28 protein-coding genes and 31 tRNA genes are annotated in these 22,651 nt (G+C 62.5%); 25 read left to right on the plus strand and 34 right to left on the minus strand.

Going from position 1 to position 22,651, the window contains the following annotated elements:
- Window positions 1-98: 98 nt before the first annotated feature.
- A complete protein-coding gene (locus AKN83_RS00075) occupies window positions 99-1,439 on the plus strand; it encodes a hypothetical protein (RefSeq protein WP_063695119.1) in 1,341 nt (446 codons plus the stop codon).
- A 96-nt stretch (window positions 1,440-1,535) separates the two neighbouring features.
- Complete coding sequence (locus AKN83_RS00080; protein ID WP_050400318.1) at window positions 1,536-1,916, plus strand: hypothetical protein; 381 nt, start codon at window positions 1,536-1,538, stop codon at window positions 1,914-1,916.
- Here the strand turns inward: AKN83_RS00080 and AKN83_RS00085 are convergent.
- Window positions 1,876-3,504, minus strand: coding sequence for a glycoside hydrolase family 17 protein (locus AKN83_RS00085; protein ID WP_050400319.1), 1,629 nt, complete (start codon window positions 3,502-3,504; stop codon window positions 1,876-1,878). The genes AKN83_RS00080 and AKN83_RS00085 overlap by 41 nt on opposite strands.
- A 244-nt stretch (window positions 3,505-3,748) precedes the next feature.
- Here AKN83_RS00085 and AKN83_RS00090 point away from each other — a divergent pair, with 244 nt between their 5' ends.
- The 12 genes from AKN83_RS00090 to AKN83_RS38035 all read left to right on the plus strand — a co-directional run bounded on the left by AKN83_RS00090 (window position 3,749) and on the right by AKN83_RS38035 (window position 11,773).
- Entirely contained in the window at window positions 3,749-4,357 is a 609-nt protein-coding gene (locus AKN83_RS00090) for a hypothetical protein (protein ID WP_050400320.1), read from the plus strand.
- A gap of 192 nt (window positions 4,358-4,549) precedes the next feature.
- Entirely contained in the window at window positions 4,550-7,417 is a 2,868-nt protein-coding gene (locus tag AKN83_RS00095) for a glycosyltransferase (protein ID WP_050400321.1), read from the plus strand.
- Between the two features lie 280 nt (window positions 7,418-7,697).
- A tRNA-Lys gene (locus tag AKN83_RS00100) sits at window positions 7,698-7,773 on the plus strand.
- Window positions 7,774-7,898: 125 nt separating this feature from the next.
- A complete protein-coding gene (locus tag AKN83_RS00105; protein WP_050400322.1) occupies window positions 7,899-8,258 on the plus strand; it encodes a hypothetical protein in 360 nt (119 codons plus the stop codon).
- A gap of 8 nt (window positions 8,259-8,266) precedes the next feature.
- Complete coding sequence (locus tag AKN83_RS00110; protein WP_050400323.1) at window positions 8,267-8,473, plus strand: hypothetical protein; 207 nt, start codon at window positions 8,267-8,269, stop codon at window positions 8,471-8,473.
- Between the two features lie 61 nt (window positions 8,474-8,534).
- Window positions 8,535-8,750, plus strand: coding sequence for a hypothetical protein (locus AKN83_RS00115; RefSeq protein ID WP_157113121.1), 216 nt, complete (start codon window positions 8,535-8,537; stop codon window positions 8,748-8,750).
- 25 nt (window positions 8,751-8,775) lie between these two features.
- Window positions 8,776-9,042, plus strand: a complete 267-nt coding sequence (locus AKN83_RS39275; protein WP_157113122.1) for a hypothetical protein — start codon at window positions 8,776-8,778, stop codon at window positions 9,040-9,042.
- Entirely contained in the window at window positions 9,039-10,370 is a 1,332-nt protein-coding gene (locus tag AKN83_RS00125) for a hypothetical protein (protein ID WP_157113123.1), read from the plus strand. Before AKN83_RS39275 ends, AKN83_RS00125 begins: the two co-directional genes overlap by 4 nt.
- Window positions 10,370-10,615 carry a hypothetical protein gene (locus AKN83_RS00130; protein ID WP_063695121.1) on the plus strand — a complete coding sequence of 82 codons (246 nt, stop codon included), beginning with the start codon at window positions 10,370-10,372 and terminating at the stop codon, window positions 10,613-10,615. The genes AKN83_RS00125 and AKN83_RS00130 overlap by 1 nt, the downstream gene beginning before the upstream one ends.
- Window positions 10,612-11,145, plus strand: a complete 534-nt coding sequence (locus tag AKN83_RS00135) for an HD domain-containing protein (RefSeq protein ID WP_063695122.1) — start codon at window positions 10,612-10,614, stop codon at window positions 11,143-11,145. Before AKN83_RS00130 ends, AKN83_RS00135 begins: the two co-directional genes overlap by 4 nt.
- Window positions 11,132-11,470, plus strand: coding sequence for a hypothetical protein (locus AKN83_RS00140; RefSeq protein WP_050400329.1), 339 nt, complete (start codon window positions 11,132-11,134; stop codon window positions 11,468-11,470). Before AKN83_RS00135 ends, AKN83_RS00140 begins: the two co-directional genes overlap by 14 nt.
- Window positions 11,471-11,482: 12 nt before the next feature.
- Window positions 11,483-11,773 (plus strand): hypothetical protein, encoded by a 291-nt coding sequence (locus AKN83_RS38035; protein ID WP_083991858.1) that lies wholly within the window; start codon window positions 11,483-11,485, stop codon window positions 11,771-11,773.
- Here the strand turns inward: AKN83_RS38035 and AKN83_RS00145 are convergent.
- A tRNA-Trp gene (locus AKN83_RS00145) sits at window positions 11,742-11,815 on the minus strand. The genes AKN83_RS38035 and AKN83_RS00145 overlap by 32 nt on opposite strands.
- Before the next feature lie 12 nt (window positions 11,816-11,827).
- Between AKN83_RS00145 and AKN83_RS00150 the strand changes: the two genes are divergently transcribed.
- Window positions 11,828-12,217 carry a hypothetical protein gene (locus AKN83_RS00150; protein WP_157113124.1) on the plus strand — a complete coding sequence of 130 codons (390 nt, stop codon included), beginning with the start codon at window positions 11,828-11,830 and terminating at the stop codon, window positions 12,215-12,217.
- Here the strand turns inward: AKN83_RS00150 and AKN83_RS00155 are convergent.
- Window positions 12,218-12,292: transfer RNA gene (locus AKN83_RS00155), tRNA-His, on the minus strand.
- Window positions 12,293-12,302: 10 nt separating this feature from the next.
- Between AKN83_RS00155 and AKN83_RS00160 the strand changes: the two genes are divergently transcribed.
- Window positions 12,303-12,494, plus strand: coding sequence for a hypothetical protein (locus tag AKN83_RS00160; RefSeq protein WP_050400331.1), 192 nt, complete (start codon window positions 12,303-12,305; stop codon window positions 12,492-12,494).
- Between the two features lie 288 nt (window positions 12,495-12,782).
- Here the strand turns inward: AKN83_RS00160 and AKN83_RS00165 are convergent.
- The 5 genes from AKN83_RS00165 to AKN83_RS00185 form a co-directional block, all read right to left on the minus strand.
- Window positions 12,783-12,857: transfer RNA gene (locus tag AKN83_RS00165), tRNA-Met, on the minus strand.
- Between the two features lie 7 nt (window positions 12,858-12,864).
- A tRNA-Gln gene (locus tag AKN83_RS00170) sits at window positions 12,865-12,941 on the minus strand.
- 5 nt (window positions 12,942-12,946) lie between these two features.
- Window positions 12,947-13,023 (minus strand) — tRNA-Glu (locus AKN83_RS00175).
- Between the two features lie 127 nt (window positions 13,024-13,150).
- Window positions 13,151-13,226, minus strand: a tRNA-Gly gene (locus AKN83_RS00180).
- A gap of 99 nt (window positions 13,227-13,325) precedes the next feature.
- A tRNA-Arg gene (locus tag AKN83_RS00185) sits at window positions 13,326-13,402 on the minus strand.
- A gap of 89 nt (window positions 13,403-13,491) precedes the next feature.
- On the opposite strand from AKN83_RS00185, the gene AKN83_RS00190 reads away from it, so the two are divergent.
- The gene (locus AKN83_RS00190; protein WP_050400332.1) at window positions 13,492-13,695 is read left to right on the plus strand and encodes a hypothetical protein; all 204 of its coding nucleotides are present in this window, start codon (window positions 13,492-13,494) and stop codon (window positions 13,693-13,695) included.
- A gap of 44 nt (window positions 13,696-13,739) precedes the next feature.
- On the opposite strand, the gene AKN83_RS00195 is transcribed toward AKN83_RS00190, so the two are convergent.
- The 8 genes from AKN83_RS00195 to AKN83_RS00225 form a co-directional block, all read right to left on the minus strand.
- Window positions 13,740-13,815, minus strand: a tRNA-Arg gene (locus AKN83_RS00195).
- Between the two features lie 39 nt (window positions 13,816-13,854).
- Window positions 13,855-13,929, minus strand: a tRNA-Cys gene (locus AKN83_RS00200).
- Between the two features lie 4 nt (window positions 13,930-13,933).
- Window positions 13,934-14,011, minus strand: a tRNA-Gln gene (locus AKN83_RS00205).
- An 8-nt stretch (window positions 14,012-14,019) separates the two neighbouring features.
- Window positions 14,020-14,095: transfer RNA gene (locus AKN83_RS00210), tRNA-Pro, on the minus strand.
- A 6-nt stretch (window positions 14,096-14,101) separates the two neighbouring features.
- A tRNA-OTHER gene (locus AKN83_RS39280) sits at window positions 14,102-14,180 on the minus strand.
- A gap of 4 nt (window positions 14,181-14,184) precedes the next feature.
- Window positions 14,185-14,259: transfer RNA gene (locus AKN83_RS00215), tRNA-Glu, on the minus strand.
- A 45-nt stretch (window positions 14,260-14,304) separates the two neighbouring features.
- A complete protein-coding gene (locus tag AKN83_RS00220) occupies window positions 14,305-14,700 on the minus strand; it encodes an HNH endonuclease signature motif containing protein (RefSeq protein ID WP_063695123.1) in 396 nt (131 codons plus the stop codon).
- A 6-nt stretch (window positions 14,701-14,706) separates the two neighbouring features.
- Window positions 14,707-14,790 (minus strand) — tRNA-Asn (locus AKN83_RS00225).
- 149 nt (window positions 14,791-14,939) lie between these two features.
- Between AKN83_RS00225 and AKN83_RS00230 the strand changes: the two genes are divergently transcribed.
- The 3 genes from AKN83_RS00230 (at window position 14,940) to AKN83_RS00240 (ending at window position 17,389) form a co-directional block, all read left to right on the plus strand.
- The gene (locus tag AKN83_RS00230) at window positions 14,940-15,275 is read left to right on the plus strand and encodes a hypothetical protein (protein ID WP_050400333.1); all 336 of its coding nucleotides are present in this window, start codon (window positions 14,940-14,942) and stop codon (window positions 15,273-15,275) included.
- 276 nt (window positions 15,276-15,551) lie between these two features.
- Complete coding sequence (locus tag AKN83_RS00235; RefSeq protein WP_050400334.1) at window positions 15,552-16,625, plus strand: ComEC/Rec2 family competence protein; 1,074 nt, start codon at window positions 15,552-15,554, stop codon at window positions 16,623-16,625.
- Window positions 16,625-17,389, plus strand: a complete 765-nt coding sequence (locus tag AKN83_RS00240) for a hypothetical protein (protein WP_050400335.1) — start codon at window positions 16,625-16,627, stop codon at window positions 17,387-17,389. The genes AKN83_RS00235 and AKN83_RS00240 overlap by 1 nt, the downstream gene beginning before the upstream one ends.
- Before the next feature lie 7 nt (window positions 17,390-17,396).
- Here the strand turns inward: AKN83_RS00240 and AKN83_RS00245 are convergent.
- The 6 genes from AKN83_RS00245 to AKN83_RS00255 form a co-directional block, all read right to left on the minus strand.
- Window positions 17,397-17,472 (minus strand) — tRNA-Phe (locus tag AKN83_RS00245).
- A 33-nt stretch (window positions 17,473-17,505) separates the two neighbouring features.
- Window positions 17,506-17,579, minus strand: a tRNA-Gly gene (locus tag AKN83_RS39285).
- Between the two features lie 6 nt (window positions 17,580-17,585).
- Window positions 17,586-17,673 (minus strand) — tRNA-Tyr (locus AKN83_RS39290).
- Window positions 17,674-17,786: 113 nt separating this feature from the next.
- A tRNA-Met gene (locus AKN83_RS00250) sits at window positions 17,787-17,863 on the minus strand.
- A gap of 110 nt (window positions 17,864-17,973) precedes the next feature.
- Window positions 17,974-18,059: transfer RNA gene (locus AKN83_RS39295), tRNA-OTHER, on the minus strand.
- Window positions 18,060-18,147: 88 nt separating this feature from the next.
- Window positions 18,148-18,225: transfer RNA gene (locus tag AKN83_RS00255), tRNA-Arg, on the minus strand.
- 287 nt (window positions 18,226-18,512) lie between these two features.
- Here AKN83_RS00255 and AKN83_RS00260 point away from each other — a divergent pair.
- Both AKN83_RS00260 and AKN83_RS38040 read left to right on the plus strand, forming a co-directional pair.
- The gene (locus AKN83_RS00260; RefSeq protein ID WP_050400336.1) at window positions 18,513-18,782 is read left to right on the plus strand and encodes a helix-turn-helix domain-containing protein; all 270 of its coding nucleotides are present in this window, start codon (window positions 18,513-18,515) and stop codon (window positions 18,780-18,782) included.
- Between the two features lie 156 nt (window positions 18,783-18,938).
- The gene (locus AKN83_RS38040; RefSeq protein WP_083991859.1) at window positions 18,939-19,523 is read left to right on the plus strand and encodes a zinc ribbon domain-containing protein; all 585 of its coding nucleotides are present in this window, start codon (window positions 18,939-18,941) and stop codon (window positions 19,521-19,523) included.
- A gap of 28 nt (window positions 19,524-19,551) precedes the next feature.
- Here AKN83_RS38040 and AKN83_RS00270 read toward each other — a convergent pair whose 3' ends face one another.
- Window positions 19,552-20,088 (minus strand): HNH endonuclease, encoded by a 537-nt coding sequence (locus AKN83_RS00270; RefSeq protein WP_050400338.1) that lies wholly within the window; start codon window positions 20,086-20,088, stop codon window positions 19,552-19,554.
- A 112-nt stretch (window positions 20,089-20,200) separates the two neighbouring features.
- Between AKN83_RS00270 and AKN83_RS00275 the strand changes: the two genes are divergently transcribed.
- Complete coding sequence (locus AKN83_RS00275) at window positions 20,201-20,833, plus strand: outer membrane protein (RefSeq protein WP_083991860.1); 633 nt, start codon at window positions 20,201-20,203, stop codon at window positions 20,831-20,833.
- 2 nt (window positions 20,834-20,835) lie between these two features.
- On the opposite strand, the gene AKN83_RS00280 is transcribed toward AKN83_RS00275, so the two are convergent.
- From AKN83_RS00280 to AKN83_RS00295, 4 genes are all read right to left on the minus strand, one after another.
- Window positions 20,836-20,910, minus strand: a tRNA-Ile gene (locus tag AKN83_RS00280).
- A 5-nt stretch (window positions 20,911-20,915) separates the two neighbouring features.
- Window positions 20,916-20,992: transfer RNA gene (locus AKN83_RS00285), tRNA-Pro, on the minus strand.
- Window positions 20,993-21,025: 33 nt separating this feature from the next.
- Window positions 21,026-21,101: transfer RNA gene (locus AKN83_RS00290), tRNA-Asp, on the minus strand.
- 21 nt (window positions 21,102-21,122) lie between these two features.
- Window positions 21,123-21,206, minus strand: a tRNA-Leu gene (locus AKN83_RS00295).
- Between the two features lie 12 nt (window positions 21,207-21,218).
- Between AKN83_RS00295 and AKN83_RS39300 the strand changes: the two genes are divergently transcribed.
- Window positions 21,219-21,377 carry a hypothetical protein gene (locus tag AKN83_RS39300; protein WP_157113125.1) on the plus strand — a complete coding sequence of 53 codons (159 nt, stop codon included), beginning with the start codon at window positions 21,219-21,221 and terminating at the stop codon, window positions 21,375-21,377.
- 3 nt (window positions 21,378-21,380) lie between these two features.
- Here AKN83_RS39300 and AKN83_RS00300 read toward each other — a convergent pair.
- The 7 genes from AKN83_RS00300 to AKN83_RS00325 form a co-directional block, all read right to left on the minus strand.
- Window positions 21,381-21,469: transfer RNA gene (locus AKN83_RS00300), tRNA-Lys, on the minus strand.
- Window positions 21,470-21,537: 68 nt separating this feature from the next.
- A complete protein-coding gene (locus AKN83_RS39305; protein WP_157113126.1) occupies window positions 21,538-21,696 on the minus strand; it encodes a hypothetical protein in 159 nt (52 codons plus the stop codon).
- A gap of 17 nt (window positions 21,697-21,713) precedes the next feature.
- Window positions 21,714-21,788: transfer RNA gene (locus tag AKN83_RS00305), tRNA-Ile, on the minus strand.
- A gap of 7 nt (window positions 21,789-21,795) precedes the next feature.
- Window positions 21,796-21,870: transfer RNA gene (locus AKN83_RS00310), tRNA-Val, on the minus strand.
- 4 nt (window positions 21,871-21,874) lie between these two features.
- Window positions 21,875-21,949: transfer RNA gene (locus tag AKN83_RS00315), tRNA-Val, on the minus strand.
- Between the two features lie 5 nt (window positions 21,950-21,954).
- Window positions 21,955-22,033 (minus strand) — tRNA-Leu (locus AKN83_RS00320).
- Between the two features lie 24 nt (window positions 22,034-22,057).
- Window positions 22,058-22,140, minus strand: a tRNA-Leu gene (locus AKN83_RS00325).
- Between the two features lie 32 nt (window positions 22,141-22,172).
- Between AKN83_RS00325 and AKN83_RS00330 the strand changes: the two genes are divergently transcribed.
- Window positions 22,173-22,634 (plus strand): hypothetical protein, encoded by a 462-nt coding sequence (locus AKN83_RS00330; RefSeq protein ID WP_063695125.1) that lies wholly within the window; start codon window positions 22,173-22,175, stop codon window positions 22,632-22,634.
- The last annotated feature ends 17 nt before the right edge of the window (window positions 22,635-22,651 follow it).

Below are 22,651 nucleotides of genomic sequence, written 5' to 3' on the forward strand. Positions count from 1 at the left end.
GATTCGCCTCCGCGGCCCTCCAGATTCAGGTTCCCGGTCCATTTCCTGTTAATCTTTGCCTCGTGATTCGGCGGGCCTCGAGGAGGGCCAAGCGGGCTTTGGCCAAAGATCCCGACAATCTGGCGGCGGATTTCGACACCGAGAGCACCACCGGCTTTTTGGCCGAGGAGGATGCTCTCGATCGGCGCATGCTGTGGCGGCTCGGCTCGTGGGGCGCGGCTGCGGTCGGTGCCGTCACCATCGCCGTGATGGCCAACCAGTCGGCACTGACGCTGCGGCGCGACCAGGTTGCCGCATCCGATATCGCACGGCAGGCCCAGCAGCTGCAGACGCTGGCGAAGGAGAGCCACAACGAAACGCGCCGGCTGGCCTCCGCGATCGATACGCTCAACGGCGACCGCGACCGGCTCTATTCGCGCGTCACCACGCTGGAACAGGGCCTCGACTCCGTGACCGGCACGATCGCGAAACAGCCGGCGGCGCCCGCTACGCCGCCCGCCTCAGCCAATTCGGCGCCCGCGGCGGCGGCACCAGCCGTTGCCGCCGTCGCAACAACCCCGCCTGCCGCATCGGACAAGCCGGTCGCCACCGATAAGGTGTCATCCGTCGACAGCAAGGCGCCAGCGCCGGTCGAGAAGCCGGTCGCTGCGGCCGAGAAGCCTATGGCGGCCGACAAGAAGCCAGCCGCCGCCGCGAGCAGGCCACAGCTTGCCGCGGAGAAGCCGTCCGCCTCCGAGAGTTCGCCGACGATTGCTGCCTCCACCCCATCCGTTGCCAGTCCGATGAGTGCCGCCGTTGCCGCGGCCAGCGCCGAGGAAACAAAGTCGTCGGCAGCCACGCCGGTCGCGGACAAGCCGCTGATGGCATCGCGCGATCCTGCGCCGAACAGGGCAACCGAAGCGGCCAAACCGGCGACCGCCAAGGATGTCAGCGTCGCGCCGATCCCGCCGCTGGTGATCACACCGGATCCGGACTCCGACGCTGGCGACGATGCGCCGAAGGCGCAGATCCAGCGCACCGAGTTCGGCGTCGATCTCGGCACCGCAAATTCGGTCAATGGACTGCGCGCGCTGTGGCGCGGCCTCTTGAAGTCGAAGGCCAACGCGCCGCTGACTGCGCTGCGGCCGATCATCGTCATCAAGGAGAACAGCAACGGGCTCGGCATGCAGTTGCGCCTGGTCGCCGGACCGCTGAACGACGCCGGGACCGCCGCCAAGATTTGCGCCGGGCTTAGCCTGGTCCAGCGGACCTGCGAGACGGCGATCTATGACGGCCAGCGGCTGGCCCTGAACGAGCCACCCGCCAGCGCCAAGCCGGCGCTGCCGCACCGGCGGGCCGTGCCGAGGCGCACCGTCGCACCACCGCCGCAGCCGGTTGCCGAGGAAAAGAAGCCGGAAGGAACGACAATCTCCTCGATGTTCCGGCGGAACAGCCAATAATCATGCCCGGCAAAGGGATTGCGGCCAAATTCTCAACCGATTTCGCTGCTTTGACCGAGCCTTGTCCCAGACCCCGTTCCCGACCATAGTGCCGCGATGACAAAACCTCCGTTCCGCCTCTCCCCCTATCAGGTCCAGTTCCTGATGGTCGTGGGCTTCATCACCGTCGGCTACGCGCTGTATGTGCGGTATCTCGCCATCGAGTTCTCGCCCGTTGCATTGGCCTGCGACGCCGGCACGCAGACCATGCTGTGCAAGGCGCGGGCGCTGTCGACCGTGCTGTTCAAGAACTCGGTGTTCGGGATCACCGCGCTGGTGATCGCGGTGCTGAACCTGACGCGGCCGTCGATCGTGCTGCTGACCTTCGGCTTGATCGCAGCCGGGCTCGGGATCGTGCTCTACAACGTCGTGCTGTCGGGGCTCGCGATCGGGCTGTTCATCCTGGGTTTTGCGCGGCCCGCGCCCGCCACAGCGTAGCGGCGAGCAAGAGGTACATCACGCAGGTCCAGTCCGACTGCCAGTTGATCGTGCCCTCGTTGAACATCGTATAGAGGGCGGCGACCACGAGCAGGCCGGCGAACACGGATTCCGCGAGCGGCCGGATGCCTTCCTTCGGGCGATTGAGCATCGTCAGCAGCGCGAACGGCACCACCGCCATGGTCAGCGAGGCATAAGGGAAATCGCGGTAGCGCGGATCGAAGGTGAAGCCGAGCGCGGTTTCGGCTGCAATCACCGTGGTGATGACCAGCACGATCGCCAGCAACGCGCCGATCGCGCCCTTGCCGCGATAGTCGCGCGGCCCGACCAGTTCGAGGAAAGTCGGCAGCGAGCGCCCGGCGATCAGCGCATGCGCGGTGAGCAGCGGCGAGACGATCGCGGCGGCGAGCAGCGCGCCCCAATGCAGCCAGCCGCCGAGGCCGTAGCTCTCGTAGTACATCTTGTCGCCGGCGATCCCGAGCAGCGCCCCTGCCGTGGTCGCCGAAATCGCGACCGCGATCCATGCCGACGGCCGCGGCGTCCAGGGCCGGCGGCGCAGCGTCAGCCAGGCGACAAGGAAGGTGGCGATCGACAGCGCCATGCCGCCCACCATCTGCGGCTTCCAGTCCGGATAGTTGCTGATGGCGACGCCGGGCGGATACTTCACCTGCCGCTTGATCGAATCGAACAGGCCCCAGTTGCCGCCGACGGTGCCCTCGAGCTTGCGCTTCCAGGGCTGGTCATAGGCCTCGATCAGGTTGACCCGAAAGCCCTCGCGCCTGGCGAGGTCGAGGATCTCGGACACCACCCGCGCCTGGTTGGTGCGCGACGGCAACGCGCCCTCCCGCATGCGCCCCTGGCTCGGCCAGCCGGTTTCGCCGATCAGGATCTCCTTGCCCGGGAACGTCACCGCCATCCGCTTGCGGATATCGTCGACATGCGCGGCGGCATATTTCGCCTTGACCGGGACGTCCTCCCAATACGGCAGGATGTGAATGGTGACGAAATCGACCGCGTCATAGATCTCGCGGTTCTTCACCCAGTATTCCCAGACGTCGGCATAGGTGACGGGGAGATTACCCGCCGCAGCCTTGACCGCGCGGATGTTGCCGGCAAGATCGGCGGCGGTCATCTCGCCGCGCAGCAGCACCTCGTTGCCGACGATCAGCGAGGTGACGACACCAGGATATTCCTTGGCGAGCCGGACCGCGATCGCGATCTGCTGCAAATTCTTGAAGCGGTTGCTGCTGAGCCAGATGCCCTGCATCACCTTCAACCCGACCTTGGCCGCAACGCCGGGCACCTGGTCGAGGCCGTTCTCGATCGAATAGGTCCGCACGCAATCGGTGACCTTGGCGAGATCGGCGAGGTCCTGCTCGATCTGCTCGACCGGAATCTGCGTGGTCGGATCAAGCGGGGTCTGGGCGCCGCGGAACGGCGTGTAGGACACGCATTGCAGCTTTGCGGCAGGATCGATCGGCGCACGCGCGAGGGTAATCGGCGTGGCGAGCCACCACCACACGGATGCAATCACGGCGAGCGAGATCAGGAGAAGCGCCAGCGGCGTACGAAGCGAAATCGGTTCCATCCTCCGGGGGACCGTCGAATTAGCCGGTCACAGCCCGTCTGCCAAGTCCAGGAATCGGTCAATACCATGGTTGTCCTGCGACAGTTTTACGCCGGATCGATAAAGTTGTGAGTTTGCTGGACAAAATACCAAATTCCAGTCATGGGATTCCGCCAGCGTCTCCGCCGCACTGGAGACCTATTTGGACGGCATCACGCGAGCCGTTAGGATGATCCCGCAGGGGCAGGAACATATCGGGGAATGCATGCGTCGACGGCTGCTTGAGTTGAAGAACACTGCTTTGCGCCATCTTGCCGTAACGGGCCTTGTCACAGCGCTTGCGCTCTTGAACGGAGCCGGCGATGCGTTCGCCCAGAGCGGCACGCCGAATCCGCCCGACCAGGCCAAGCAGCAGCCCGGTCAGCCCGACGCCAATGCCAACGCCGCGCGCGAGGCCAATCAGCGCAAGGTCGAGGAATTCGTCGAGGCCCAGCAGGCCATCAACGGCCCGGCCGGCAACCCGGAATGCGTCTGGCTCGGCCGCCGCGTGGTCCGCCTGATGTGGAACGACGACCTCGATACGGCGTTTCGCCATCTCGACCTCTACGACCGGTTCGGCTGCCCCGGCGGCCACGTCCAGGCCGCGTTCCGATGCCTGACCCGGTTCGGCGCCCAGATCGACAGCAAGGTGAGCGGCAGCCTCGACGGCCGCATCCACGCCTGCTGGATCAACCCGGGTGCCCAGCCGCAGGCCGCTGCAGCCTCCGCGCCCAGCCCCGCGCCGTCGACGGCAGGCAATGCCGCGCCTGCGCCGGCAGCATCGCCCTCGCCTGCGCCGATCCCGTCGGCGTCACCCGCGCCGGCGTCGAAATAGCCGCATCCCGCAGATCGGGTCCGGCCGCGCTTTTTTTCGCGGCTGGAACGGCTTGCGCCCTTAAAACGCCACTGCGGCATACCAGTTGTTAAATCTGATGGCGGAGATATCTTTCCGTCGCCGCTAGTTGGTCGAACCCAGGGGACGGGTTCGCTTAGTCCTCAATCTCAGGCCCCGTATGGTTTAACCGCGATGCGCGCCGTCGCCGCCGTCCTGTTGCTTGTCACCGCCGCCCACGCCGCCCTGTGGGGTCTCTTCCAGGAGAGGCAGTCGGCGCCCGATTTCCGTGGCACGCTGCCGAGCCTGTCCTATACGCCGTTCGAGCCGAAGCACACCGTCGTCGATGGTGATGCCGACAAGGTACGCGCCGACCTGAGGAAACTCTCCACGCTAACGCGAGCAGTCCGTGGATACTCCTCGACCGAGGGCAACGAACTGGTGCCGCCGATTGCTGCCGAGTTCGGCATGAAGGTCATGATCGGCGTCTGGATCGGCACGGATGCCGACCGCAACAGTCGCGAACTTGCATCCGCTATCGATCTTGCCAAGAGCAACAGCAACGTCACGGGCATCGTGATCGGCAACGAAACCGTCTATCGTGGCGAGCAGATTCCAATCGAGAACCTCGGGCCGATACCAAAGCTCAAGCCGACCTCCGAAGAGAACGAGCGCTATACTGCCGAGTCTGCGCGCTTCCTTCACGAAGAAACCCCGCGCATCGATCAAGAAGAGGATGGACGACTTCAAGACGCCAAGGCGCAGCCCGAGGACAAGCGGGATGAAGCCGTCAAATGGGCGATTGCCGAAAACAACGTCCATCGGCTGATCAAGGTGATCCAGCGCGTCAAGAAGTCCGTCAGCGTTCCCGTCACGACAGGTGAAATCTGGAACATCTGGCGCGACCATCCGCAGCTCGCCAACTCGGCCGACTTCGTCGCCGCGCACGTGCTGCCGTACTGGGAAAACTTCACCGACAAGCAGGCGGTGGACCAGGCAGTCGACCGCTACAACCTCTTGCGCGACTCCTTCCCCGGCAAGCGCATCCTGATCGCGGAATTCGGCTGGCCGAGCCAGGGTTACAATCTGCGCAACGCCGATCCCGGCCAGTTCCAGCAGGCTACGGTGCTGCGCAACTTCGTCACCCGCGCCGAGGCCATCGGCATGGACTACAACATCGTCGAAGCCATCGATCAGCCCTGGAAGTACTTCGAAGGCGGCGTCGGTCCTTACTGGGGTATCCTCAACGCCGACCGCGAGGCGAAGTTCGCCTGGACCGGTCCGGTCACCAATCTGGACTACTGGAAGCTTGCGCTCGTCGCCGTGCTGGTCGGCCTGTTCATGTCGCTGCCGATCCTGCGGCTGGACCAGCCGACCGTGATGCAGGCGCTGCTGCTGTCGGCCGCGGCCAACGGCGTTGGCGCCTGGGCCGCGACCGTGTTCTCGTACTGGACCACGCACTATTTCGTCTGGGGTTCGGCCTTCGCGCTCAGCCTTGGCCTCGTGCTGCTGGTTCCGCTGGTTTTGATCGCGATGGCGCGGATCGAGGAGATCGCGGCGGTGGCGTTCGGCCGCGGCCCGCGCCGGCTGATCGGCAGGAGCGCGCCGCTGGCGCCCGCCACGATGGGCGAGGACGTCAAGTTTCCGAAGGTCTCGATCCACATCCCGGCCTATTTCGAGCCGGTGGAGATGCTGAAGCAGACGCTCGATGCGGTGTCGCGGCTCGACTATCCGAACTTCGAGTGCGTCTGCATCATCAACAACACCCCCGACCCCGACTTCTGGCGGCCGATCCAGGATCACTGCCGGCTGCTCGGCGAGCGCTTCAAGTTCATCAACGCCGAGAAGGTGCAGGGTTTCAAGGCCGGTGCGCTACGGATTGCGATGGAGCGGACGGCAGCGGACGCCGAGATCATCGGCATCATCGACGCCGACTATGTCGTGCATCCGGACTGGCTCAAGGACCTCGTACCGGCGTTCGCCGATCCGCGCGTCGGCCTGGTGCAGGCGCCGCAGGAGCATCGCGACGGCGACCGCTCGCTGATGCACTACATCATGAACGGCGAATATGCCGGGTTCTTCGACATCGGCATGGTCCAGCGCAACGAGTTCAACGCGATCATCGTGCACGGCACGATGTGCCTGATCCGCCGCGCCGCGATGGACAAGGCCGGCGGCTGGTCCTCTGACACGATCTGCGAGGACACCGATCTTGGCCTCTCGATCCAGCAACAGGGCTGGCTGACGCACTACACCAATGTACGCTACGGCGAAGGCCTCCTGCCCGACACCTATGAGGCGTTCAAGAAACAGCGCCACCGCTGGGCCTATGGCGGCTTCCAGATCGTCAAGAAGCACTGGCGGCGCTTCTTGCCCGGCGCCAGCCGGCTGACGCCCGACCAGCGCCGCGAGTTTTCGCTCGGCTGGCTCAACTGGCTCGGGGCCGAAAGCCTCGGCGTCGTGGTCGCGATCCTCAATCTGATCTGGGTGCCGATCGTCGCCTTCGCCGACATCGCGATCCCCGACAAGATCCTGACCCTTCCGATCATCGCCTCCTTCATCGTCTCGCTGGTGCATTTCGTCGCGCTCTACCGGCTCCGGGTGAATATCAAGGCCGGCCAGATGCTGGGCGCCATGATCGCGGCGATGAGCGTGCAGTGGACGGTGTCGCGCGCGGTGGCGCAGGGCCTGATCACCGAGCACCTCGCGTTCGCCCGCACCTCGAAGGGCGGCCTGTCGCGAATGTCGATCGAATTCCAGGCGTTCTGGGAGGCCGTGATCGGCGTGCTGCTGCTGGTCGGCGCCACCGTGCTGGTCGTCACCAACGGCTACAAGCAGGTGCGCGAGATCTACATCTTCGCCGGCGTGCTGGTGCTGCAAAGCCTGCCGTTCCTTGCCGCGGTTTCGATTGCGATCCTGGAGAACTCGCGGATCAACGAGTTCGCGTTCTGGCGCAACAGCGCGATCCGGACCGCGGAACTGATCGGGCTGCGTCCGGTCAGCCTGCCCTCGGTCGCCGCCCCGTCGCAGCCGGTCGGCTCGGAAATCCGCCACGACAGCTAGAGCGTTTTCGAGCGAAGTGGATCCCGGGTTCGCGTGAGGAAAACGCGTCAAGACAAGAATCCGGAGCTCTTCCGTTCCGATTCAATAGAAACGGAAGAGCTCCAACTTCAAGAAACCGGCCTAACCCGAGGGGCCGGAACGGCAAATCCCCCATCACGGTGCCACAATTGGCCGCCCGTCGGCTATTGACCCGATGGGCCCTGCCCCCTACACAGCGCGGGCTGGAGCATGATCCGGAGCGGCTCAGAGCCTATCGTCCGGATCCGATGTTCAGGTGAGTGAGCGCGTAGCTCAGGCGGTAGAGCACGTGACTTTTAATCATGGGGTCGAGGGTTCGAGTCCCTCCGCGCTCACCAACAACTAACTCATATCATTCAAGTTTCGGCCTATCCCCCTCGATAGTCGAGGGGGCTTGTCTACAAATTTCCCGGATTGTCTACAAACTCGGTTCACTGAGCGTTCTCCAGAAGGAGCGCCAGCGATGATCGCGACGCTTCCCCGGATCGTCTCAGTTTTCGACCGCCGCTTCCCTGAATTGCGGTCACCGGAGGCCTGCGCTGGCCTGTGCTGTTGGGCCGCCGGACTCTTTGCGGCAGCGGTGCCCGGCGCGCGCGTCGTCTACCTGCTCGGCTCTCGCCTGACCTTCCGGGACCGCGTCGACGAGTACCCGGCCCGCGACCCCCACTTCTTCCACGCCGTCGCCGTCGTACGCGGCCAGGCCTTCGACTGGACCCGCCGGCAACTCGACCCGCGCGCCCGCCACCCGTTCGTCCAGCCGGCCGCCGAGTTGCGCCGGGATTGGATCCGGCTCGGCCGCTCCCCTGAAGAACTCGGCTTGTGAGGTATCCGATGGCGAAACAGCATGTGGTTGCGGTCCTCAGAAACCCGCCTGGCTCGAAGCGTGTGAAAGCGCGGCTCGGGGCCGACGGGTACCTCGAGATCCGATCCCCTATCGATTTCCCTGGGACGATCCGGATCTCCCGGTTGGAGATCGAGCGCGTCCTGGCGGCCAACCCGCGCCCGCAGCGGCGCAACCTGGTCGGCGGCCATGAATAGGCGGTCCGTCCTCCAGCCACGCGAGGCCGCAGTCCTCTCCCGCCTCGCCGCCGACGGCTCCATGACGGCGATGGAGATTGGCCACGACTCCGGCCTTTACCCGAACGGCAGGCCGGCCACCTGGGCCGAGCTCGGCCGCCTCCTCGTCCAGCCGCTGCTACGCGCCGGCGCCGTCACCAAGGCCGGCCGCAAACCCCTTCGCTTCGAAATCACGGAACGCGGCCGGATCGCGATCGCGCTCTTCAAGGCCATCGCCAACAGAAAGGCATCGACATGACGACCTCACATGAAGGGAGACTAGCTTGACCCGCTCAGGTGTTCTTCTGGCTGGGCTGATCCTCGCCCATTCCTGGTACCCGCCCGAGTGCTGCAGCGACGGCGACTGCCGGGCGGTTCCCTGCGAGCAGATCTCCACAGATCCGCGCGCGCCTGGCCAGATCGTCTATGGCGACCATGCCGCCGGCAAGGAGGAGATCCGCCAGAGTCCCGACGGCCAGTGCCATGTGTGCGCGCGGCCGTCGTCCTGGAAAATGTTCTGTGTGTGGATGCCGAAGGATCTAACGTCATGACCAATACGACTGCCCCTACCCACCGACCCGTGTCCGACGAGCGCGCGTTCGAGCTCGCACGCCGCCTCAAGGATCATCTCACGGCCGAAGAGGCCGCCATCGCGATCATGGAGTACGCGACGGACGCCATCGAGCAGGAACGCGCCCATCGCAGGGCCGCATGGGCTGACGATGACGACAGGCCGCTGCCGACCTATGGCCAGATCCCGTGGAAACAACTCGGCCGCGACGTCGTGGACGCGATGTACGCCAAGCGCAGAGACTATGAATTTGACGAGACCTATTACCCTGGCCACCAGATGGTGCCCCAGATCAACTTCAATTCCCTCGCCCGCATCGTCGACAAATATCGCTACTACGGACAACCGCCCGCTTCGCGGCTGGAAGGAGGCCGCTACGAGTTCCCATACTCAAGGACGTTCCAGGCGATCGCCGCAGCGACGTCGTTGTATGCCGGTGGCATCGGCATCAACGTGTCGGTGGAGAAGTTTCAGGCGGCATTCAACAATCATCCCGGAGGAAAGCCCCTTCCGCACGAACAGGGCTCAGAGCCAAGCTGCCCGTTCTGCGGCCGCGATCCATTCCACCGTGTGGACAACGGCGTTGCCATGGAAGCCGTCGCTGTGACCTGCTGCGAGCTTGGCGACGCCTATTTCCGCGGCGCGCGCCCTCCGCTCGAGGAAGTCACCCTGGGTTGGGAAGAGTTCGTTCAGATCGGCCAGCGGCTATCCTCGCGACCGGAGACGCAGGGCGGCGACGTCGAGGTCGACGTTGACCGCCTTCGCAAAGCCATGACCGAGGCCTGCGACCTGCTGGCTGAGCGGACCCCCGGTAGCCCGGCCCGATCGCCGGGACACAACGCGCGTCTGCTTCTGGAGCGGGCGCTGAAGACCATCCCCGCGCCGGCCGCAGAACAGACGCCTGCGGCGCGTTGGCGCGAGGACGGCGAGCCCGATCCGCACGGCGACCGATACGACTGCGAGCGAGCACAGCTGGCCGGCGGCGACATGACCGATGACGAGGTGGCCAACGCGGTCTTCCTCAATTCAAGCATTCACAATCTGACAGTCGCTAAGGACCGGATCCGCTGGCTGTCCCGCCGGCTCGAGTCCGCGGGCAGGAACGCTCCTATCATGGCTGCGCTGGCGAGGCGGCTTTGCCAGCTCTTCGACAGCGGCGGAGAGAGCCAGCGAACCGCCCGAGCGCGCCACGCGTCAGTTCTGTTCCGCATGCTCGATCAAGACGAGCCGCGCTATCGGGACGAACAGCGCAAATGCGACGCGGACCCGGTTGGCTATCTCGAGGCAGCCGAGCGCAGGGACCGTTGATGAACTTCGCGCCGGTCAGCACCCTCGCCGATCTTGAGACGCTCGAGCACGAGCAGATCCGCGAGGGCTATAGATCGGCCGAGCGCGGAGATCCCGAACCGGGACCGAACCGCGGCCGCGCCTTTTGGCATGGATGGAGAAACGCGATGATAGATCTGGGGGAGTTGCCCGGCGACGATGCGTCCAGGTCTTTGGCCCGCGAATATGCGGCCGCTCAGCGGCAGCGGGCGACGGAGGGGAAATGAACTTGATCGAAAAAGCCCGCGAATTCGCGCGGGAGAAACACGCACCACAAAAACGGAACTACACCGGCGAACCGTATTTCGTTCACCTCGAGGAAGTCGCCGGCATCGTGGAGCGCGCTGGACTGTCCGAGACGGCGATCGCCGCGGCATGGTTGCACGATGTCGTCGAGGACACCGATGTCACCCTGCCCGAAGTCTGCGCCAAATTTGGCTCCGGCGTCGCGTTGATGGTGTTCGACCTCACCAACACTCCGCCCATGGCGGGCATGAACAGCGAGCGCCGGAAGCGGGCTGACCGTCTCCGACTCGAGCTCGCCGGCCCTGAGACCCAGGGCATCAAGTGCGCGGACTTCATCAGCAACACCTCGACGATCGTGAAGCACAATCCGGGCTTCGCGAAGAAGTATTTGCCGGAGAAGAGAGCCACGCTCGAGATCCTGACGAAGGCGCCGGCGCCGCTGCTCGACCAGGCGTGGCAATCGCTGATCGAGGCCGAGCGGCAGTTGGAGGCGACAAATGCCGCACGATGAGGATTACGATTACGGCTATGACGACGACTACGATTCCGAGCGCGACTGTGAGCATGAGCACTACGAGATCGACGTCTGCACCGGTCGGGCACAGTGCGATTATTGCTCGAAGTCCTGGCATCTGTCGGCGGAAGAGATTGATGCCGAACTGGATCGCCAAGCCAGCTATCAAGAGGAATGCGAACGCGAAGAACGTCGCCGGCGCAGACGAGAGTTCTGGCGGAAGCTGACACTGCCGGTCCGATGGCGGGTCTTCCGGCTGCTTGAGCGGATCTGGCCGCGCAAATCCCTGTCCGTGCTGACCGATGACGAGATTCCTTTTTGACAGGCAGCAACCATGACCAACCCGCAGCAGATGATCACCATGGACGAGCTCGAGGCCGGCAAGATCGAGCAGATGTGGCTGGAGGCGGTCGTCGAAAAACTCGGCCTCAAGGGAAAGCCCGGGTCGGAGATCACTCAGGAGCGCGTGAAGGACACCAACGTCACCACGCTCTGGCACAAGAACCAGCCGATCGCGATCGCTGTCCGGCAGCGGAACGACTGGAATTGGACCGCGCTGACGATGGTGGAGATCCAGCCGATGAAGGCCGAATTGGCAGGAGCGGTAGGAATCGAACCCACGTAACCGGTGTTGGAAGCCGGTGCCTTACCACTAGACGACACTCCCATGGAGAACTTGATGACCGCCGACGAGACCTTCGATGCACTGGAAAAGCACTTCGGCACCACCGTTCATGGCTGGCCTTGCATCCCGCGGACTCGCGCCAGGTGGTGGCAGTTCCGGGCGCGTCGCGAAGACAAGCTGGTCGATAGCGCCCTCGCCGCGATCGGCCGCGGTCCCTTCACGCCGGAGATGAGCCGCGTGTTCTGGGAGCAGGTCCGGTACGGCCAGGACATCTGCGAGGACGCCGGCGGATACGACTGGCGCTGCTGGTGCGCGGCACTCGGCCTGCCGTTCCGGCGACCGACCTTCACGTACAGCGGCTACGTCGCGCCCGGAGAGGATCCAAAGATCGGCGCCGCATATCGAGACGTCTTCACGGCACTCGGTGCCGGCGAAGGTATTTGATGGTCCTGACTGGGTGAATCGAACACCGCGTCTCCCGGTCCACGGCCGAGCGTCCTACCATTGAACGAAGTCAGGAGAATTGAAGATGGCAACAGACGAACAGAAGACCGCATCCAAGCACGTCATGGATGCTGTGACGGCGCTCAACAACGCGCTAACCGATGCCGGCGCGCTGGGCATCTTCGTCGAGCTCAGACAGTACGGCACAATCGGCGGGCGGAACGGCGGCTATCTCGTCGAGAAGATCGAGATTCGGGAAACGGTGCTACCGGCATGAGATATCCCGTTCGCTGCTGCTGCGAGCCGACGAAGCTCTACGGTCACATCGAACTACCCGGTCCAGCCCGCCGCTCCGGCGACGCGTTCGTGGTAGAGCGCGCCGAACGCCTGCCGCGGCCGCGGTCCATACGCGAAATCCTCGACGGTCAGCCCAGCATGATGCCGGGCCTCCGCAGGCATCGCATGGAGTTGAAGCGCGTCGTCGGCCCCGGCCTGGATGAAATCGCGGTCTTTTCTGACGACAGGCCGATTGAGTTCTGGCGCAACATCGTCGGGTTTGAAGAATTGGTCCCGGCGGACAGATTCGAACTGCCGACCAACGCCGTATGAAAGCGCTGCACTACCGCCGTGCTACACCGGGATGAGAATGGCAGGCGCGGCAGGAGTCGAACCTGCGGATGTCGGAATCAAAATCCGGTGCCTTAACCAGCTTGGCTACGCGCCCATGGGTGGTCCTGCCAACGGGAGTCGAACCCGCGAAGTCCGGCTTTGAAAGAGCCGTACCCTTTCCACCAGGCGATGGCAGGCCATTTGCCGCCCACATCCTGCGCGAGTAGGATGGCAGTTGCCGGAACGCTGTTACCGCGGCGCCCGGCGCTTGAGTGGAGGGCCCCCGAGGAGATCACTCTCTCCTCGGGGTTTTCGTCTCAGAATTGGTGCGGGCGGTCGGGATCGAACCGAACACCTCCTGTTTGGAAGACAGGCACGCAGCCCACTACGCCACGCCCGCGTTGAAATTGGCGGAGAGCCGAGATCCCGCCTCCCATGGCCGTAGCCACCAACCGGTTAGCAACCGGCGCCGGGCACTCGCCCGATTGACTCTCCAAGATGGCGATCGCCGCCGGACTCGAACCGGCAACCTCCGGGATAGGAGCCGGGTGCTCTGTCCTGTTGAGCTAGGCGACCCTGGTGGACCAATTGCGCTGTTGATTTTCGTCAGAAATAGCAGTCATTTCGCTGCCCGGCGATTTTGCCGAGATTGTTGGAGTCCGTTTATGAAGGTTAAAATTAAGCGATTTGACGTGGAGATGGAGATCAAGAACAGCGGCATCGAGCTTGAAATCCGGTCACCCGATGGCGAGAAGCAACTGGGTGATATGCAGGTTACCAAGACGGGTTTGGAATGGCATAACGGCAAAGCGTCGAGCGGCCCCAAGAAGACATGGCAGCAAGTGATCGCGTGGATGAATGACGAATGATTGACGAGAGGCGGCGGTTTTCCCAACCGTCGCCTCGTCGGCATTGGCGCGCTCGGCAGGACTCGAACCCGCATGCGGCGGAGTAGAAATCCGCTGGCCGTCCAGTTGGCCCACGAGCGCTCTGCAAAAGATCTGAAAATTAATCCTCCGTTTTGGCGTTGGAGTTCCAGGGCGGACTCGAACCGCCGTGCACGGTTTTGCAGACCGGCCGATAACCCCTCTCGGCACTGGAACGAATTGGCAGGGGATGACGGATTCGAACCGCCGATACCGCGTTCAGAGCGCGGCGCTTTAGGCCAGGCTAAGCTAATCCCCGTCAACCTATGGTCAAGGCGGTCGGACTCGAACCGACGACATCCGGTACCCAAAACCGGCGGGTTAGCCGCTACCCTACGCCCTGATGATTTGGTGCCCACGGCAGGAGTTGAACCTGCATGCTCCAGTTACGGTTCTTGTGCTTCGTAGGCACAGCCGGTTACGTGGGCGAACTGGTGCAGCCAACAGGACTCGAACCCGTGTCGACCGGTTGAGAACCGGGCATCCTGGCCACTAGACGATGACTGCGTGAATTGGCTCCCCGACCAGGACTCGAACCTGGATGGACCCGGATTAAGCCGCGATCGGCTCTGCCGGCATCACTCTCGGATTCGACCCCTTCGGGATCGGAAGGCCGCGCGCGATATACGGGTCGACCCAGAATTTGGCCTCATCGAAGCTGCTTTGGGATGGGCAATCACGCAAACCAGCGTGCACTTCGCGGTGACAGTTGGCACAGAGCAAGATGCATTTCTTCAACTCGGCGACCAACACCTGCAACGAGCGGGGTGCGGCCCTGAACTGGCTGAACGAGAATTCCTTCTTGCTGGGATCAAGGTGGTGAATTTCCAGCGCTTCCTGGCAACGGTCGTAGCCGCACGTTTGGCATTTTCCACCCAAGGAGTCGCGCATTCGCATGGCTGTCCGGATGCGGTAGCGCTTCACCTTTTCCGTATTTGGCGCACCCATTTTCTTTGGCTCCCAAGGCACGACTCGAACGTGCAAGTCCTTCGACGTCGGATTAACAATCCGGTGCGTTTACCATTCCGCCACTTGGGAAAACTGGATTCGGAGAGGCCATCCACCGGCAAGTGGTTGGCCCGTAAGGGATCGGGAAATACCGTCGGAGTTATCCCTCGAGCGGCATTTTGGACGATGGACGGAACCGCACGCCCCGTGGTTGTATGCCGGCGCTGGGAGTACCATCCATGGAATTGAAATTTGCGTGGCTCGCGCTGGCGCTGGCCCTGGCGGGCTGCGCCGGCAGCAGTAGCGCTGACCGAGTGTTGCAGGCCTACGGGAATGTTCGCGTCGACGCCGCCTCACCTGGCCTGCCCTACGATTACGTCGTCTCGATCAACAACGTGAAGGACATCGGGTACGATCCCGACAATCCCGAGACCCGGAACAGCACCGCGCTACGCTTCATGAGCGCCCAGTGTCCATCCGCGCGGGTTGTCGGCGAGACCGTCATGACCACCGGATCCTATCCGCTCGGCGGCGCCGCCCGCACCTATGCGGTGCAGGTGAAGTGCAAAGCATAGTGGTGGAGAGCGTCGGTACCGCCCCGACCGAGCCGATGGTGCAAACATCAGCTGCGCCCTTGCGCGCTCCCCAATTTTACAACGATGTCCGTGGTGCGGGGGCATCCCAGACGGCGAGCTACCCCCGGTGGACAGCGGGAGGATTCCGTATTTTGGAATCGAAAAGGCCTGTGAAACCTGGGTGTAAGTTTTTCGAGAACATCGCCGGGGTTGCAGAACCTGCTGGAACTTCCGTAAGGGATGAAGGGGGCGGAAAGCTGGACATAGGGGATTTCTTTGCCCGAATTTTTCGAGATCGATTTTATTCCGGTTCATAGGCGGGACAGCGGCGATGCGATTTCAATGCGCTATCAGAACGGCGCAACCTGGGAGGTCCATGCCGTCGACGGCGGCTTCGACACCACGACGCCAATAGTCGCAGCCCATATCAGGAACAACTACGGCACGGATTTCATCAACCGGGTGGTGGTGACCCACCCGGACCAGGACCACGCCGAGGGGCTCGCAGGCATCCTCGAAGACTTCCGCGTCGGCGAACTCTGGATGCTGATGCCCTGGGATTATGCGGGAGAGCTGTTGCCGCACTTTGCGCGGTATAACAACGTCGCCCGTCTGCAGGAGCGTCTGCGTGAGGACTATCCGTACATCGCAAAGCTCGAAGAGATCGCGCGCCGCAAGCACATCCCGATCTACGCACCCTTCCAAGGAGCGCAGATCGGCGCGTTCACTGTCTTGGCACCGACACCGGATCGCTACCTGCGCATGGTGATCGAGTCGGAAAAGACGCCGCAGCGATCGATTCGCTCCAAATCCGTCCTTGCGACAATTACAGAGGCGGCCCGCTCGGTCGTGTCGATGATTAAGGCCGGCTGGGGCTCCGAGAATTTCTCGTCTGAGCCGACGAGCGTGGAAAACGAGATGAGCGTAGTGCAATACGCCTACCTGTGCGGCGAGCGCATCCTGCTCACCGGCGATGCCGGGCGCGACGGGATGAAGGAGTCCGCCGACTATCTCGAAAGCCGCGGCGTCTCTCTGCCTGGCATAGATCGTTTCCAGGTGCCACACCACGGCGGCCGTCGCAACATATCGACCGAACTCCTGGATCGCTGGGTCGGCCAGCGCCTCCCGCAAATGGTGAAGGAAGGCGATGAGCTGTTCACGGCTATGATTTCATCGGCCAAGGAAGATCCAGACCATCCCCGAAATGCCGTGCTGCGCGCGCTGTATCATCGAGGTGCCCGCATCGCGACCACAGAAGACGGACATTTTCGAACACAGAAGAACGCGCCCGAGCGCGCTGGCTGGGTCGCCGCGAAGCGACCGGCTTATCCCAGCGAGCAGGAAAGCTGATGCTCAAGAACCTCGACACATACACCTTGAAGGCGCGCTACTATCCCGCGCTCCTTGCTACCATTCCGGGATTAGCCGCGCTCGCGATACTGATTTCCTGGAGCAAATTTGGCCTCACGACGATTGTCGGATCGGCAGCTATTCCAGTGCTCGTGTTTGCGGCCGCTGACATCGCGCGCCGTCTCGGAAAGCGCATTGAGCAACGGATTTACAATGAGGTCGGCGGCAAACCCTCCGTGACGATGCTTCGATACTCTGACAACACGTTCGATGCCGGCTCGAAAGCCCAATACCGAGCTCTCCTAGAGTCCAAGGTAAATCAGCCTGCGCCGACAGAGGAGCAGGAACGCGAAAACATAATGGCAGGTGATGCCTTCTATGAGCGAGGCGGAGCTTGGCTTCGCGAGAACACTCGCGACGTTAAAAAATTCTCGCTTTTGTTCGCCGAAAACATCACTTATGGATTTCGACGAAATCTTTTCGGACTCAAGTGGCCTGCCTTACTTTTGAATCTAGGGCTCGTCCTGCTATCAGCCTTCTTTCTTTACAAGAAGATCCCACTCGATACCGACGACGATACAACGCTTCGACTTCTCGTCGTCTTTGCGCTGGCGATCATTCATTCGGTCTATATGGCTTTCGGTGTCAGCAAGCAGAGCGTGGTCGATGCTTCGCGCATCTACGCTCGACAACTCATCCTGTCATGCGAGATCTTTATCGCGAAAGCGAGCAAACTCACATCCAAGACCGCGAAGAAAAAGTGAGGATATTTGGTGCCCGGAACAGGAGTTGAACCTGTATCTTCGCGTTTTCAGCGCGCCGCATAGACCAGCTTTGCTATCCGGGCAAGTTTGCGAAATTGCGCAAATGCGCAAGTTGATGGCGCGGGCACCGGGAGTCGAACCCGGGCTTCGAGAGTGGCACTCTCGACGACTACCGTAGTCATTTGCCCGCTTGAATTGGTGCGCAGAGACGGAGTTGAACCGCCACAGGTTTAACCGGCGCGTTTACAGCGCGTTGGGCTCGCCACATGCCACAGTGTCTGCGCGTGATGGATCTGCTGCCGGGCCGAAGCCGATGCCGACTGTCCCTTCCCAGAGCCTCCGAACTTAATCCGAGGTTGCGGGCCTAGCGCGCGGGCGCGACACCCGGCAGCAGAATTGGTTGCGGGGGCACGATTTGAACGTGCGGCCTCCAGGTTATGAGCCTAGCGAGCTACCGGGCTGCTCCACCCCGCGATAATCGTGCAAAGGCTACAAACTCCTCTGCGGCGCCGGCGTACATCCGGCCAAGGCGCGATCGTTAGCCCGACGACTAAATTCAGTTCGTGGCCTAACTGAGTCAAAATTGGCGGAGAGCCGAGGAGTCGAACCCCCATCCCGAAGGAGCGACGGTTTTCAAGACCGCTGGCAGACCATCCCGCCTGGACTCTCCAATTTCGTAGACCTATCCGCTGGCGCGGCAGGCGCGGCCGTTTCAAATCTCCCAGTGAAGGGCGCGGGCCCCGCGCTTTTCGGTCATCTGGCTTCCCCTGCTGGACTCGAACCAGCGGCCTCGGCCTTCGGACGGCCGCGCTCTCACTCCACTGAGCTAAGGGGAAATGCAAAACGAAAGCCGCCCGGATCGCTCCGGACGGCCTCGGAAAGAATTCGCAGAAACTGCGAAAATTTCAGTTGACCCGATTCGCAGAAACTGCGAATCTAAAGGGGTCAGGTAAACCCGCCTGACGACTAGGAGAAGGAAGAATGAAGGTCACCTTCATCATCCGCCTCCGGTTCTGGAAGTGGACACTAGCACTGTCCGTTTCCCGGTAACCGGGTTCCGGAGGGGGTCCAATCCCCTCCGGTTCCTTGGTTGAATATAGCCGTTTCATAGGAGGGCTTCAACATGGCCATCGAGAAGATCGCCACTGGCGCCGACATCGAGGCGCTGCGAAAGGCCCTTGGCTTCAACCAGGCTGAAATGGCCGACCGGATGGGGCTTGGCTCCAGGGCATATTTCACCATCGAGAAAAGCCCGGAAGCGGTCAATGACCGACATATCATGTTGGCCGAGCACGTCGCGCTGACCGTTGCAGTGGAGCGCGGCGACCGAAGTCTGGTCCCGAGCAACGTCGCCGATCTGGCGGACCGTTTCGCCAAGATCCGGAAGAAGTAACCCGGCGGCCTAACCCGCCGCCGGTCTTTTCAACGCTCACGCCGTCTGGTTGTATTGGGGCGCGGTCATCCCGCCTCTTTTTGACAACACTGAATTTCTTCCTGGGCAATTTCCGGGACAAAGCCGTTTTGAAGTTGACCATTTCAGGAGACGCATATGGCGCTGGTCGCCTGCAGCGAATGTGGCCAATCGATCAGCGATCAGGCTACGGCGTGCCCGCACTGTGGTATGCCGCAATCGACACCTGCGCCACCGGACCTCGCTCCGCCAAACCCGGCGAAGCCCGGAGGTAAACCGTCTACGCGCGAGAAGTTCGTTGTGGGTGTCGCGCTCCTAATTGGAGCAGCCATCTTCATGACACCAAAGAGCGACACCGGTTCTGGCTCGGCGGCACGGTCAGCCGCGCCACCGGCAAAGGCGGATTGTGGTGACGATCTGGCTTGCCTCTTTAACCAGGTTCGCTTCGAGGCGGGCCGCGTGTGTCGGGACGATATCGAACGCCGTGCAAAGTACAGCTTCGAATGGACGAACTGGACGATTGACGGAATCTTCAATCAATACGGTTGGCTCGACAAGCAGGCTCGAACAGTCATTCTCGCTGGCGACGAACTCAAATTCCAGAACGGTTTCGGTGCGTGGTCAATCATGAACTATCGTTGCGACTACGATCCAGCAAAAAAACAGTTGCTGGCCGTGCGCGTCGGCGAAGGACGATTGCCAAGAATCGAACCCAAGAAGTAGCCGACGGCGGGTACCGCCGCCGGCCCCTTCATCTCTCGAGCTCGACGTCCCAGTACAGGAAGTCCTGCCAGGACTCGTGCAGGAAGTTCGGCGGGAAAAGCCGCTGTGCCGCCAGCAGGTCGTGCTGGTTCGGCTCGAACGGCGCCCGCAACGGCTTCAGGTGGAAGCGGTCCTTCCGCGTGTTGCAAGGACTGCACGCCGCCACGATGTTCGTCCACGACGTCTGACCACCGTCAGCGCGAGGCAGAACGTGATCGAACGTGAGCTCCCCGCGCAGGTGCTGCTCGCCGCAGTATTGGCAGCGGAAGCGATCGCGGAGGAAGACGTTGAACCGCGTGAAGGCCACCCGGGCCGGCGGCTTCACGTACTCGCGCAGCGCGATCACCGAGGGCAGGCGCATCACCGTCGACGGGCTGCGGATGACCTGGTCGTACTCCGCGACGACGGCGTGAGATCCCTTCACCACGGCCTTAACGGCGTCTTCCCAATTGAATAGCGACAGCGGGAAATAGGACAGCGGCTGGAAGTCGGCATTGAGTACCAGCGCCGGATTTGCGGCAAACATCGTCGGCTCCCTTGGCTGGAACTATGGTTGAATTGCGGCTGCGGGTTGGCTAGTTAGGATCGGTTCTTCTCTGGGTTGCGATTCCAAAACCAGCTATTTGCGGTGAATTTCAATGAAATCGGGTACTTTCGGCCTTTTGTTGACCTGTATTGCCTGTCCCGCCTTGGCCGATCCGCTACCCAACCCAGCAATGAACTGGACAGGCTTTTACCTCGGCGCCCACGGTGGCTACGGCGTCGCGTCCTCGATCTACAACGAGCGCGAGGGCGGCTTCGGCGGCGGTCAGGTAGGCTACAACTTCCAATACGAGCACCTGGTGCTCGGCATTGAGGGCGATGGCTTTGCTGGTCGGATAAGCCAAAGCACGAATACCGGCTACGCCATCTCCAACACGATCAACGGCGGCTTCAGCGTCCGCGGCCGCGCAGGTATCGCTGTTGATCAGCTTCTCCTTTACGGCACGGGCGGCGTCGCCTTCGTCAAGAACCAGTTTTACTGGACCAATCTGTCCAACCCCGGCATCGGTCGCCCGTTGGTCGGCACTCCGATGCAGGATGCTCAGTGGCACGACGGCTGGACTGTTGGAGCCGGCCTCGAGTACGCGTTCGATCGCAACTGGTCGGCGCAGGTCCAGTACACTTACGCGCGCTTTTCGGCTCACGACTATCTGTACCTCAACAGCAACATCAACCACTACGGCTTCGACCTGTCGACGGCCCGAGCTGGCGTGAACTACCGCTTCTAGGTTGGTAGGCGCAGCCGGATTCGAACCGACGACCAAACCGTTATGAGCGGCCGGCTCTACCACTGAGCTATGCGCCCGTTGATGGTCGGCGTGGCAGGATTTGAACCTACGGCCCCCTGCTCCCGAAGCAGGTGCGCTACCAGGCTGCGCCACACGCCGGATGAACTTTCCGATGAAATCGGACGATAGGAATGGCGCCCCTGACGAGGATCGAACTCGCCGAAACCCGATCGACAGTCGGGCCCCTTCTCCAGCTGGGTCCAGGAGCAATTTGCATTTTTTGCAAAGATGGTGCGCTCGGCCGGGGTCGAACCGGCACGGTTTCCCGGCGCCCTCTCAAGACGCTGCGTCTACCGAATTCCGCCACAAGCGCATATAAAGCCCCATGCCCGAGAACGTCCGCTGCGACCATTGCGAAGAAGAATTCACGCCGGAAGAACTGGTCGTAGTGGCACCACCGGCCGGCGACGGCGAGTTGGCCTGCAAGCGGTGTATCGAAATCATGCTGAGGCGAGCGATCGCGAAGTTGCCTCGCGAGAACTGATCTTGGTGAACGAGGCAGGATTCGAACCTGCGCGGGGCTCAAGGCCCGTGCGGTTAAGAGCCGCGTGCCGTCGACCGCTTGGCTACTCGTCCATGGAGAATCCGGGTGGTTTCGAACCACTTGCGCACGGGTTAAAAGGCCGCTCCATCTCCAGTCAGGTTTAACGCTCCGGATCCATCGTTGCGATGGTTGCGGCGGCCAGCCGCTCCGGTTTGATGTGGCGCGCCGTGACGGCGTCGCTCTTCGCCTTTGCGCGCGCGAGCGCAGCCTGGCTCTCGGCCGACAGCACATGCACGCCGGCGGGCAGCTTCTCGGTCATGTCGGCCTCCTCGTTGTTGGTGCACGCTGCTGGAATCGAACCAACTGCCACTCGCTTATCAGGCGAGGCCCTCACCGGTCGGACTAACGTGCGTTGAAATGGTGCGTCTGGATGGAATTGAACCACCGGCATCGACCGTGTCAGGATCGCGCTCTACCACTGAGCTACGGACGCGAATTGGTGCGCGCTGACCGGCTCGAACGGCCGACATCCTGCGTGTAAAACAGGCGCTCACCCGCTGAGCTAAGCGCGCGGTTGTGGTGCCCCAGGCCGGATTCGAACCGGCAATGAAGCTGCTTTTGAGGCAGCGGCGTCTACCACGTTCCGCCACCGGGGCAATGGAATGACCATGGAATTGCAATGGTGCGGACGGAGGGGATCGAACCCACACTCCGAAGAACCGGTTCCTGAGACCGGCGCGTCTACCACTTCCGCCACGTCCGCGCTAACTTATCTCGAGCTAGGGGGCTCTCACGATGCACAAAATTCTAACGGCAGCAGTGGCTTTTACGGCCATCGCCGGGATCTCGCATGCGGAAGATAGGCAGACCCAAATGTTCACGGATCCTGACATGAACGCATGCTGGTTCGGGGAAGCCCCCGGTTGCGAATCCTGGGCGCGCGCGGAGAGCTATGCCACTATGGCGCTCATTTGCCGACAGATCGGCAAAGCCGATCGTTGCATGCCAGCCGAACAGGTTTTTGACATTACCTTGGTGGCCGGTGCAGCGATCGCTCTCGCCAAATCGAGCGCAGCAGGCAATCCGCTCCAGGACGATCGATTTTGGCTTGTGACGACCATATTGCGCGCCGCGAGCCGCGCTCGCGCAGCCCAATCAAATGCCGCTATTGAAGGCTTGCGAGCCGCGATTGCGGCCGTACCTGAGAAGCTCCGGTGGGACGGCTTCCGCGAGACGCTGAAGGACAAGGGCTTGTAGAAGGCCTTGAGGTTTGA

Origin of the sequence: Bradyrhizobium embrapense (assembly GCF_001189235.2) — a bacterium.
In the GTDB taxonomy this organism is placed as follows: Bacteria; Pseudomonadota; Alphaproteobacteria; order Rhizobiales; family Xanthobacteraceae; genus Bradyrhizobium; species Bradyrhizobium embrapense.